General features: G+C 64.1%; 6 protein-coding genes. 5 read left to right on the top strand and 1 reads right to left on the bottom strand.

The genetic code is table 11. The features are described 5' to 3' along the window. The first annotated feature begins 407 nt into the window (after positions 1 to 407). Positions 408 to 4,577, top strand: a complete 4,170-nt coding sequence (locus G6P99_RS45380; RefSeq protein ID WP_165126789.1) for a VCBS domain-containing protein — start codon at positions 408 to 410, stop codon at positions 4,575 to 4,577. 107 nt (positions 4,578 to 4,684) lie between these two features. After that, positions 4,685 to 6,919 (top strand): CHASE2 domain-containing protein, encoded by a 2,235-nt coding sequence (locus G6P99_RS45375; protein WP_029077987.1) that lies wholly within the window; start codon positions 4,685 to 4,687, stop codon positions 6,917 to 6,919. A gap of 152 nt (positions 6,920 to 7,071) precedes the next feature. Here the strand turns inward: G6P99_RS45375 and G6P99_RS45370 are convergent, their stop codons facing one another. Next, positions 7,072 to 8,679, bottom strand: a complete 1,608-nt coding sequence (locus tag G6P99_RS45370; RefSeq protein ID WP_029077986.1) for an ABC transporter substrate-binding protein — start codon at positions 8,677 to 8,679, stop codon at positions 7,072 to 7,074. Positions 8,680 to 8,888: 209 nt separating this feature from the next. On the opposite strand from G6P99_RS45370, the gene G6P99_RS45365 reads away from it, so the two are divergent. The 3 genes from G6P99_RS45365 to G6P99_RS45355 all read left to right on the top strand — a co-directional run bounded on the left by G6P99_RS45365 (position 8,889) and on the right by G6P99_RS45355 (position 12,582). Continuing rightward, entirely contained in the window at positions 8,889 to 10,541 is a 1,653-nt protein-coding gene (locus tag G6P99_RS45365; RefSeq protein ID WP_029077985.1) for an ABC transporter substrate-binding protein, read from the top strand. Between the two features lie 197 nt (positions 10,542 to 10,738). After that, positions 10,739 to 11,692 (top strand): ABC transporter permease, encoded by a 954-nt coding sequence (locus tag G6P99_RS45360; RefSeq protein WP_029077984.1) that lies wholly within the window; start codon positions 10,739 to 10,741, stop codon positions 11,690 to 11,692. Positions 11,693 to 11,694: 2 nt separating this feature from the next. Beyond that, positions 11,695 to 12,582 carry an ABC transporter permease gene (locus G6P99_RS45355; RefSeq protein ID WP_156928316.1) on the top strand — a complete coding sequence of 296 codons (888 nt, stop codon included), beginning with the start codon at positions 11,695 to 11,697 and terminating at the stop codon, positions 12,580 to 12,582.

Genomic DNA, 12,582 nt, shown 5'->3' with positions numbered 1-12,582 from the left:
CCTTTATCCACCGTCTTCCGTCTCATGCTTGCCTCCTGGTTAACCGGCCGGTCCGCGCGCGGGACTGCTGTGATTTGTAAGCTAACTCACAGCTTTGGCCGGGAATTTGGAGTCAAATGCCCTCTCGGGGCTGCGGGGAAATAGAGGCAAGTACAGAAATGCCGGTCAATACCACGAATACGTGGTCAAATACGTATCTTGGCTGCAATCCCACCTTATGGTACCGTCGCACAAATCAGAACTACACGACTCATACAAGAGTGAGCCAAGTCACACCCGCTCAAACGGCGCGATCGAAGCACCTTGCGCAAGCACAGGACAGTTTCGTCGAGCTTTATCCGATGATATGCAGGCAAAATCATTCGGATATTCTTGAGTCATTAACCTTCGTGGTGCGGTGATCCGCAGTGAACTTTGTCGAGAAATTCGACGGCCTTTTGCCGAACGCGGATGCTTATGCCCGTGGGTCGGTCCACGTCGACAGCGTTTCCACGCACGCGCCGCGCGGCGCGATCACCGTCGACGACGGGCAATTGCTGTTCACCGGCGACTTCAAGCGGACGGGGCTCGACCTCGTCATCGCGAAGGATGATCGGGAACTCGTCCTCCACGACTACTTCAAGGGCGAGAAGCGCGCGGCGCTGGCGTCACCCGATGGCGCACATCTCACCGGCGACCTCGTCAACGCGCTCACCGGCTACACCCAGTATGCCCAGGCCGGCGGCGCGGCCGAACCGGCCAAGGTCATCGGCCATGTCACCAAGCTGACGGGCAGCGCCACCGCCGTCCGTAACGGCGTCGCGGTCGTCCTGAACCAGGGCGACAACGTCAACAAGGGTGACGTGGTGCAGTCCGGCAGCGACTCGACGCTGGGCATCACCTTCATCGACGGCACAGTGTTCGGTCTCGGACCGAATGCCAAGATGGTGCTGAACGAGATGATCTACGACCCGAACGGGTCGAGCAATTCGTCGCTGATGAGCCTCGTCTCGGGCACGATCTCGTTCGTTGCCGGCGCGACCGCCAAGCACGGCGACATGAAGGTCGATACGCCGGTCGCGACCATGGGCATCCGCGGCACCGCGGTGCTGGTCGAGATCGATTTCGACGTGCAGGGCTCGGGTGGCGTGCCGCCGGCCAAATTCCAGGTGCTGGTCGAGCCTGACGGGACCACCGGCTCCTACATCCTGTTCGACAAGACGACGCTCAATCCGATCGCAACCGTCGATCAGGCCGGCACCCAGACCATCGTCAACGGCCAGGGCAGCGTCAGCTTCGTCTCGTCGGCGCAGCTGTCCGCCGACGCGCAGCGGCTGATCTCGGACGTGTTCGCGCTGAAGTTCACCGACAACAACAATCCCAATACCAAGCTCACGACGAACTTCACCGACAGCGTCGTTCCGGTCACGACCACCCTCAAGCTTGCCGGCGGCGACGTGACCTTGCCGATAAGCTTTCTGCTGGCCTTGACCGGCCATGCCGGACTAGAGGCCCCCTCCAGCAAGACCGACCACGCCCCCGGGGCGCCGGCGGTCGTGACACAGAATGCGGAATTCACCGAGCAGGCCGGGCAGACCCATAGCGGACTGCTCGACACGGCGACGGGCCGGATCGCATGGGTGGACGTCAATCTCGGCGACAAGCCGAGCGCGATCGTCAGCTTTACCTCGTCCAGCTATCGGGACGCAGAGGGCAACGACGTCACCTCGTCGCTGACGGCGGCGCAGCTTGCGGCCATCCATGCTGTCGAGATCCCGCTGCAGCTCGTGCACGATCCGCTGAACAACAATATCGGTTCGGCGACCTGGACCTACAACATTGACGATGGCGCCTTCGACTTCCTGGCCGCCGGCGAAACGCTGACGCTGACCTATACCGCGCGCGTGGATAACAATTACGCTCCGAGCAACGAGACCGCGTTCAGGACATTCACCGTCACGATCACCGGCACCAACGACACGCCGGTGGTGACGTCCTCGGCGCAGCTCGGCTCGATCACCGAGCTTGCCGCGACGACGAACTCCGCCGTGCCGGATACGGTGCACGGCACGTTGACGTTCACCGATACGGATCTGACCGATACGCATTCGGTCACCATCACCGGCGTCACCGAGGCCGGCGTCACCACCGGACTTGCCAACCATGCCACCGTGCTGAGCTGGCTGTCGCTGGGCGCGCTGACCGATTCGACCGATGGCGTGACGGGATCGCGCGCCTGGACGTTCTCGGCCGCTGACAGGAGTTTCGACTATCTCGCCGCAGGCGAGACGCTAACGCTGACCTACACGGTCCAGATCGACGACCATCAGGGCGGCGTCGTCACGCTCCCGGTCACGATCACGATCGTCGGCACCGACGACACGCCGGTGATCACGTCGCCGACCCAGGCGGCAGCGATCACCGAACATGTCGGGACGACCGGCTCGGTGATATCCGATACCGCGTCCGGGACGGTGACCTTTACCGACGTCGATCTCAGCGACACCCACACTGTCACCGTGGCCGGCGTCACCGGAACGGGCGTCACCGCGGGCCTTCCCAGTCAGGCGACGATGCTGAGCTGGCTGTCGCTCGGTACACTGGCGGATTCGACCGGCGGCGTGACCGGATCGAGCCATTGGAGCTTCTCGGCGGCCGACAGGAGTTTCGACTATCTCGCCGCCGGCGAGAAGTTGACGCTGACCTACCTGATCCAGGTCGACGATCACCATGGCGGCGTCGTCACCCAGCCCGTGACGATCACGGTCACCGGCACCAACGACACGCCGACGTTTGCGTCGGCGCCAGGGACCGCCGCGATTCCCGAGCAGCCCGACGAGACGGGTTCATCCAAGCCGGACGGCGCAACGGGCGCGGTGACGTTCGTGGATGTCGATCTCAGCGACATCCACACCGTATCCATCACCGGCGTCGCGGAATCCGGGACCACCACGGGTCTCCCCGATGACGATTCCACCGTCCTGAACTGGCTCTCGCTGGGGACGCTGACCGACTCGACCGGCGGGGTCACCGGATCCCAGTCCTGGACCTTCTCGGCCGCCGATCGGAATTTCGACTATCTCGCTGATGGTGAGACACTGACGCTGACCTATACGGTCGAGATCAACGACCATCATGGCGGGGTCATCAGCCAGCCGGTGACGATCACGGTCACCGGCAGCAACGATACGCCAGCCGTCACCTCGGGGGCGCAGGCGGCGACCATCTCCGAACTGCCCGACACCACGGATTCATTGAAGCCGGACGGCGCGACGGGCACCGTGACGTTCACCGACGCGGACCTCAGCGACACCCACGGCGTGACGATCATTGGCGTGGCCGAAGCCGGGTCGACCACGGGCCTCCCCGAGGACGAGTCCACCATCCTGAACTGGCTGTCGCTGGGCACGCTGACCGATACGACCGGCGGCACAACGGGGTCGTCCACCTGGACCTTCTCGGCCGCGGACCAGAATTTCGACTATCTCGCCGCCGGCGAGACGCTGACGCTGACCTACACGATCCAGGTCGACGACCATCATGGCGGCGTCATCACCGAACCGGTGACGATCACGATCAACGGCGCCAACGACGCGCCGACGCTCGCCGACGTCAACGCCGGCACGCTGACCGATACCGCCGCCGATGACACTTTCAGCGCGCTCACCGGCGCACTCCACGGCCACGATGTCGATCACGGCGAGACCGCGACGCTGACCTATGCCGCGCTCAACTCGGACCACGTTGCGGTCAACTCGCCGATCGCAGGCCTCTACGGCTCGCTCACGGTCAATGCGGACGGCACCTACAGCTATGTTCCGGACGCCGCCGCGATCAACGCGCTGGCCAAGGGCAACTATACCGACACGTTCACCGTCGAGACGATCGATGCGCATAACGCTGTCGGGACGGCGACGCTGACGATCGACGTCGTCGGCGCCAACGACGCGCCTGTGATCCACGCCGACAACGTCAGCATCACCGAAAATCGCGACGGGACCGAGACGATCACCGGCCTGACGGTGACCGACGCCGATGCGACATCGGACGAGATCTTCACCGTGGCGGCTACGTCGACGGCCGGTTCGGGCAGCAGCGTCACGCCTCCATCGCAGGAGGGGCTCCTCTCCGGTATCAACACCGCGCTCGGGACGCCGGGCCTCATCTACAACCCCGGCCAGACGCCGCCGGCGACCGACAAGATCGCGCTCGCCGTGACCGACGGCCATGGCGCGACCGACACGGTCAATCTGATCTTCAACGTCCAGCAGGACCCGCCCCAGCCGGTGACGCTGACCGGCACCAGCGACAAGGACGTGTTTTTCGGATCTGGCTTTCAGGACAAGTTCGTGTTTGACCACAATTTCAACCACGACACGATCGTGAACTTCACGCCCGGCCTCGACCAGATCGACCTTTCGGCGATCCTGTCGACCGGCGGTATCGATCCCGATACCTGGATCAGCGAGCACGTCACGCAATCGCCGACCAACGCCGCGGATACCCTGATCACGGTCGACAGCGCCGACACCATCACGCTTCGCAACGTCACGCCCGCGCAGCTCAGCCACAACGACTTCCTGCTTCACGTGACCTGACGGAGGCGCGGCTGTGCCGCCATTGGCGGCGCGCCTGGCCGGGCCGTTTGTGCACCGCGGGTGCTTGTTCGATTGGAACAATGCTCCGCGCGTGATATCCAGAGGGCATGAGACGGCTGAAGGCGATACGACGGTGGTTCGGACGGCGCTTCGGTTATGCGCGGCTGGTCTGCGTGGTGCTTTTGATCGGTATCGCGGCGCTGCGGGTGATGGACCCGGCTCCGGTGCAGGAGCTGCGGGTCAGGACCTTCGATACCTTCCAGTTGATCGAGCCCCGCAAGAAGACCGCGCGTCCCGTCACCATCGTCGACATCGACGAGAAGAGCCTCGCCGATCCCCGGCTCGGGCAGTGGCCTTGGCCGCGGACGCGGATCGCCGAGATCGTCACCAATCTCACCAGGCTCGGCGCCGTCGTGATCGCATTCGACGCGGTGTTCGCCGAGCCGGACCGTCTCAACCCTGACATCGCAGCCGATACGTTCGGCAATCTCGACGAGGAGATGCGCGCCCGGCTCAGGCAGCTTCCGAGCAATGACAGCATCCTCGCCGAGGCCATCAGGAACTCGCGCGTCGTGCTCGGTGAGTCCGGCGGTCCCAATGTGCGCGCCGACCTCAACGAGAAGCTCCCGGTCACCGGACTGGCGATGCTCGGCGAGGCGCCGCAGCGCTTCATGTTCGAGTTCGTCGGCCTGCTGCGCAACGTGCCGGTGCTCGAGGAGGCCGCCGCCGGCCGCGGCCTGTTCACGATCAGGCCGGAACGCGACGGCATCGTGCGCCGCGTGCCGATGATGATGGTCGCCCAGGGCGTCACCATGCCGTCGCTCACCTTCGAGATGCTGCGGGTGGCGAGCGGCGCGGGCACCATCCTTATCAAGACCGACCAGGCCGGCATCAAGAGCCTCGGCGTCAAGGGCTTCACGATCCCGACCGATCTCAACGGCCAGCTCTGGATCCGCTACGCGCGCCGTGATCCCTCGATTTATGTCCCGGCCATCGACGTGCTGGAGGGGCGTGTCGCGCCGGAAAAGATCGCCGGCAAGCTCATCCTGATCGGCACCTCCTCGATCGGGCTGAACGACATCAAGACGACGCCGGTCACGCCCGCGATGCCCGGTGTCGAGATTCACGCCCAGGTGCTGGAGAGCGCGCTGACCGGCGACGTCGTTTCGCAGCCCAACTACGGCATCGGCATTGAATTCTTCGCCGCGCTGATCATGGGCCTCCTGGTGATCGCCTTTGCGCCGAAATTCGGCCCGGTGACGCTGGTCGTTGTCGGCGGGATGTTCGCCTCGGTGCTGATCGGCACGTCCTGGTATTTCTACTCCCAGCACCGGCTCCTGATCGATTTCACCTATCCGCTGATGTCGACCACGGCGATCTACCTCACGCTGGTCTTCTCCGCCTTCGTGCGCGAGCTGCACCAGCGCCGGCAGATCAGGTCGCAGTTCGTGCAGTACATGTCGCCCGCGCTGGTCGAGCAGCTCGCTAATGCGCCGGAACGGCTCGTGCTCGGCGGCGAGGAGCGCGAGATGACCATCATGTTCTCGGACATGCGCGGCTTCACCGCGATCTCGGAGACCTACAAGCGCGATCCGCAGGGCCTCACGCAGCTGATGAATCGCTTTCTCACGCCGCTCACCAACGCGATTCTCGCCCGCAAGGGCTATATCGACAAATACATGGGCGACGCCATCATGGCGTTCTGGAACGCGCCGCTCGACGACAAGCAGCACCACCTCAATGCCTGCGACGCCGCGCTCGACATGCTGGAGCGTGTCGACGAACTTAACCAGGAACGCGAGCAGGAGGCGCAGGAGGGCGGCCACGTCTATGTGCCGCTCAACATCGGCGTCGGCCTCAACACCGGCAGCTGCGTGGTCGGTAACATGGGTTCCGATCTCAAGTTCAATTATTCGGTGTTGGGCGACAGCGTCAATCTGGCCGCGCGCCTGGAGGGGCAGTCCAAGGAGTACGGCTTCCCGATCATCGTGGGATCGAAGACCGCGCTCGAGGTGAAGGAGAAGTTCGCGATCCTCGAGCTCGACTTCATCATGGTCAAGGGCAAGAAGGAGCCCGAGGTGATCTATGCGATCGCCGGCCGCGAGGACGTTGCGCAATCGGGCCGCTTCCAGCGGCTGCGCAACCTGACCATCGAGATGCTCGCCTGCTACCGCGGCCGCGATTGGGACGGCGCGCTGGCCGCGATCGAGCGCGGCCGCAAGACCGACGAGGCGCAGACGCTGCAATACTTGTATCGCCTCTATGAGGCGCGCATCCGCGCCTTCCAGAAGGAGCCGCCGCCGCAGGATTGGGACGGCGCATTTGCGTTGACGACGAAATAGGCGCCAGATTCACTGTCGTCCCGGGCAAGCGAAGCGCGACCCGGGGCCCATACGCCGCGGCCGGCGTAACGGGCACGCGGCCAAACGGCTTTCCAACAACACCCATTCGTGGTTATGGGTCCCGGCCTTCGCCGGGACGACGGTAAAGAGAATCATTCAAGTCCGATCTGCGTCAGATCCTGAAACCAGTGCTGCGCCTGCACGAATGTCTTCACCTTCGGCGACAGCGCGTGCGGATTGGTGTCGTGCACCACCCACACCAGCGCGGCATCGTCGACGATCAGCGCGTGCGCCTGCGCCAGCAGCGCGTCCTGCTTGGCAGGATCGAAGGTCTGCTTGGCCTCGTCGATCAGCGCGTCGACCTTCGGGTTCTTGTAGCCGCCCCAGTTGACGCCGACCGGAGCGACCTGGCCGGAATGGAAGAACCGCACGATGGCGTACAGCGGGTCCGACGTCACATAGGCGATGTTGTTGGCCGTGATGCCGGCGTTCATCTCGTCGGCCGCGCCTTTGCGCCAGTGGGTATAGAGCGTCTCGAGCTCGACCACCTTGAAGTCGACATCGATGCCGATCTCCTTGAAGCTCTGCTGCAGGAACTCGTTCATCGGCAGCGACAGCATCTGCCCGGTGCCGCCCTGGGCGATGATGAAGGTCGTCTTCAGCGGCTTGTCCTTGGAATAGCCGGCTTCCTCCACCAGCTTCTTCGCGGCCGCGAGGTCGTATTTCAGTTCGAAGGTCGGCTTGCCGAACCACGGGCTCGACGGGTCGACCTGGCCCTTGGCGGGCTTTGCCAGCCCGTTCATCAGGGCAACGACCGCGTCGCGGTCGATCGCGAGGTTGAGCGCCTTGCGCAGGCGGATGTCGGTCCAGGGCGAGCCGGGCAGCACGCTCAGATGATAATTCCAGACATGCGGCGTCACGTTGTCGACGATCTTCATGCCGGCGGCCTTGAGCTGCGGCACGGCGTCGGGCGCCGGCGTTTCGATCAGGTCGACCTGGCCGGCCAGCAACGCGTTGGTGCGCGTCAATGCCTCCGGCATCGGGATCAGGATCATCTTGTCGACCTTCGCAAGCCGCTTCTTGTCCCAATAGTCCGGGTTCTTGGTCAGCTCGGCGAGTTCGCGCGGCACGAGTTTCGTCAGCTTGAACGGGCCGGTTCCGGAGGGCTGGCTGGCGAACTTGTCCCAGTCTCTGCCGAGCTTCTCATATTGCGCGGGGCTCGAGACCAGGAACCAGAGCATCTGGTAGGGGAAGAAGGAGTCGACCGTCTTGGTCGTGATCTCGATGGTCGAGTCGTCGATCTTGGCGTAGCTCGCGACCGAGGGCAGGCGGGTCTTGACCTGCGCGCTCTGCCGCTTGTCGAATTGCGGTGCCTTGTCGTTCAGCACCTTGTCGAGATTCCAGATCACGGCGTCGGCGTTGAAGTCGCTGCCGTCGTGGAATTTGACGCCCTTGCGCAGCGTAAAGCGCCACTTGGTCTTGTCGGTGTCGTCGACCTTCCATTCGGTCGCGAGTCCCGGCACCAGCTTGCCCGGTCGGTCGGCAACATCCATCTCCCAGGCAACCAGCGGATCGTAGATCGTGTAGGCCGTGAACTGATAGGCGCCGGCGCCGCGATCGGGCTGGCCGGTCGTCAGCGGAATGTCGGCCATCGAAATGCCGTAGCGCACAATGGACTCCGCCCGCGCAGACAGGGCAGGCCAGCCCGCGGTCAGGGCAAGCGCCATTGCTGCCATCAGGATCGAATTGCGCGCACGCATATTAAAGGCTCCATTGGTGGGAAGTCGGAACCAAATCCTGCAAGCGTGATGCCAGAATAGGCACTATTGCCCCGTCTTAGTCTAAGGTGGGAAGAAATCAGCGCCCAGCGGTTATTTGCTGAAGAACTATTCCCCTTGGCACGGGCATTGCATACGCTTGCCTAAGAAATAATCACCAAAACGTCACCAGACTCGAAGGGGCTGCTCAGATGCGTAACGGGAAGACCAATGCGACAGCGATCATGCTGGCGCTCGCGATTGCTGCCGGTGTGCCGGCGATCGCCCGTGCCGAGACCGTGCTGCGTATTGGCATGACGGCTGCCGATATTCCGCGCACCCTCGGGCAGCCGGACCAGGGGTTTGAGGGCAATCGCTTCACCGGGCTCACGATGTATGACGCGCTGACGATGTGGGACCTGTCGTCGTCGGACAAGGCGAGCGCCATGATTCCGGGCCTCGCCACCGAATGGAAGGTCGACGATTCCGACAAGACCAAGTGGGTGTTCAAGCTGCGTCCCGGCGTCGCCTTTCACGATGGTTCGCCGTTCAATGCCGATGCGGTGGTCTGGAATGTCGACAAGGTCCTGAAGCAGGACGCGCCGCAATATGATGCGAGCCAGGTCGGCGTCACCGCCTCGCGGATGCCGACGCTGGTTTCCGCGCGCAAGATCGACGACATGACGGTGGAGTTGACCACCAAGGAGCCGGACAGCTTCCTGCCGATCAATCTCACCAATCTGTTCATGGCGAGCCCGACCAAGTGGCAGCAATTCTACGACAAGGCCGAAGGCGCCGACGCCAAGGCGAAGTCGCAGGTCGCATGGGCCGCGTTCGCCAAGGACGCTTCGGGCACCGGCCCCTGGAAGATGTCGAGCTTCACTCCGCGTGAGCGGCTCGAACTGGTGAAGAACGACAACTACTGGGACAAGGCCCGCGTGCCGAAGACGGACAAGATGGTGCTGCTGCCGATGCCGGAGGCCAATGCCCGCACCGCGGCGCTGCTGTCGGGGCAGGTCAACTGGATCGAGGCGCCGGCGCCGGACGCATTGCCCGAGATCAAGCAGCGTGGCTTCTCCCTCTATTCCAACGAGGAGCCGCATGTCTGGCCCTGGCAGTTCTCCCGCGTCGAGGGCTCGCCGTGGAACGACATCCGGGTCCGCAAGGCCGCCAATCTCTGCATCGATCGCGAAGGGCTGCGTGACGGCCTGCTCGCGGGCCTGATGGTGCCCGCGACCGGCACGTTCGAGCCCGGCCATCCGTGGCGCGGCAATCCGACCTTCCAGATCAAATACGACAAGCCGGCTGCGCAGAAGCTGATGCAGGAGGCGGGTTTTGGGCCGAACAAGAAGCTGACGGTCAAGATCCAGACCTCGGCATCGGGCTCGGGCCAGATGCTGCCGCTGCCGATGAACGAATATCTGCAGCAGGCCTTGGCCGAGTGCTACTTCGATGTGCAGCTCGACGTCATCGAATGGAATACGCTGTTCACCAACTGGCGGCGCGGCGCCAAGGATCCGTCCGCCAACGGATCGAATGCGACCAACGTCACCTATGCGGCGATGGATCCGTTCTTCGCGCTGGTGCGCTTCCTGCAATCGGGCATGGCGCCGCCGGTCTCGAACAATTGGGGCTTCAACAACAACCCGAAGTTCGACGAACTGGTGAAGAAGGCCCGCCAGACCTTCGACCCGGCCGCCCGCGACGCGGCGCTCGCCGAGCTGCATGCCGCTTCGGTCGATGATGCGGCGTTCCTCTACGTCGCGCACGACGTCGCACCGCGCGCGATGAGCCCGAAGATCAAGGGCTTTGTGCAGCCGAAGAGCTGGTTCGTCGACTTCTCGCCGGTCTCGATTGTGCCGTGAGGCACTAGACGCGCAATCGGTGCACCCTCTCCCCTTGTGGGAGAGGGTGGCTTCGCGAAGCGAAGCCGGGTGAGGGGCTGTCTCCGCGGACGCTCCTCCCCGATCTGCAATGACGTTGTCCGCGGATAGAACCCCTCATCCGGCGCGCTCCGCGCGCCACCTTCTCCCACAAGGGGAGAAGGAAGAAAGAGCGCAACGTGTTCGCCTATACGTCCAGACGGATCGTCTACGTCATTCCGATCGTGCTCAGCGTTGCGCTGGTGTGCTTCCTGCTGGTGCACATCACGCCCGGCGATCCCCTGGTTGCGGTGCTGCCGGCCGATGCCTCGCAGGAGCTCGCCGCACAATTGCGCGCCGCCTACGGCTTCGATCGGCCGCTGCCCGTGCAATTCGGCCTGTGGCTGTGGCGCGCGATCCATGGCGATCTCGGCAATTCGATCGCGACGGGGCGTCCTGTCCTGACCGAGGTGATGCGCGCGGTCGGCAATACCGTGATGCTGGCGATCGCGGCGGCGATGATCGGCTTCACGCTCGGCCTGCTGTTCGGCCTGATCGCCGGCTATTTCCGCGACACCTGGGTCGACAAGGTCGCGACCTCCTTTGCCATCGCCGGCGTCTCGCTGCCGCATTACTGGCTCGGCATGGTGCTGGTCATCATCTTCTCGGTGCAGCTCAACTGGCTGCCCGCGGTTGGTGCCGGGCCCGGCGGCTCCGGCGCCTGGGCGTGGGACTGGGAGCATCTGCGCTATCTGGTGCTGCCCGCCATCACCACCTCGGTGATCCCGATGGGCATCGTCACCCGCACCGTGCGCGCATTGACCGGCGATATCCTGAGCCAGGATTTCGTCGAGGCACTGCGCGCCAAGGGCCTGCGCGAGACCGGGGTCTTTCGCCATGTCATCAAGAACGCCGCGCCGACCGCGCTCGCGGTGATGGGACTTCAGCTCGGTTACATGCTCGGCGGCTCGATCCTGATCGAGACGGTGTTCTCCTGGCCCGGCTCGGGCCTGCTCTTGAATTCGGCGATCTTCCAGCGCGATCTGCCGCTGCTGCAGGGCACGATCCTGGTGCTGGCGCTGTTCTTCGTGCTGCTCAATCTCCTGGTCGACATCGCGCAGGCCGCGATCGATCCGCGCATCAAGCGGAGCTAACCATGAGTGCGATGAGCGATACCGCATTGCAGGCGGCACCCGCGACCAAGGCGCGCGGCTACTGGGCGACCGTTGGGCGCCGCATCAGGCGCGACAAGGTCAGCATGGCCTGCGCCATCATCCTGGTGCTGATCTTTGCCTCCGCGCTGCTGGCGCCATGGCTGCATCTCGCCGATCCCTATCAGGGCTCGATGATCCGCCGCCTCCGCCATATCGGTACGCCGGGCTATCCGCTCGGCACCGACGAGCTCGGCCGCGACATGCTGGCGCGGCTGATCTATGGCGGACGGCTCTCGCTGGTGATCGGCATCCTGCCGGTGATCCTCGCCTTCGTGATCGGCACCTCGCTCGGCCTCGTCGCCGGTTACGTCGGCGGCAAGCTCAACACCGCGATCATGCGTACCGTCGACGTGTTCTACGCCTTTCCCTCGGTGCTGCTGGCGATCGCGATCTCCGGCGCGCTCGGTGCCGGCATCACCAATTCAATCGTGTCGCTGACCATCGTGTTCGTGCCGCAGATCACCCGCGTCGCCGAAAGCGTCACCACCGGCGTGCGCAACATGGATTTCGTCGAGGCGGCGCGCGCGTCCGGCGCCGGTCCGTTCACCATCATGCGAGTGCACATGCTCGGCAACGTGCTCGGCCCGATCTTCGTCTACGCCACCGGCCTGATCTCGGTGTCGATGATCCTCGCCGCCGGTCTCTCCTTCCTCGGGCTCGGCACCAAGCCGCCGGAGCCGGAATGGGGCTTGATGCTGAACACGCTGCGCACCGCGATCTATGTCAATCCATGGGTCGCGGCGCTGCCCGGCGCGATGATCTTCGCGGTCTCGATCTGCTTCAATCTGCTGAGCGACGGCATGCGCAGCGCCATGGACATCAGGAACTAA

The sequence above is a fragment of the Bradyrhizobium sp. 6(2017) genome, from assembly GCF_011058295.2.
GTDB lineage: Bacteria > Pseudomonadota > Alphaproteobacteria > Rhizobiales > Xanthobacteraceae > Bradyrhizobium > Bradyrhizobium septentrionale.
Note: the sequence above shows the minus strand (reverse complement) of the source record. Positions and strands in the feature narration are given on the sequence as shown.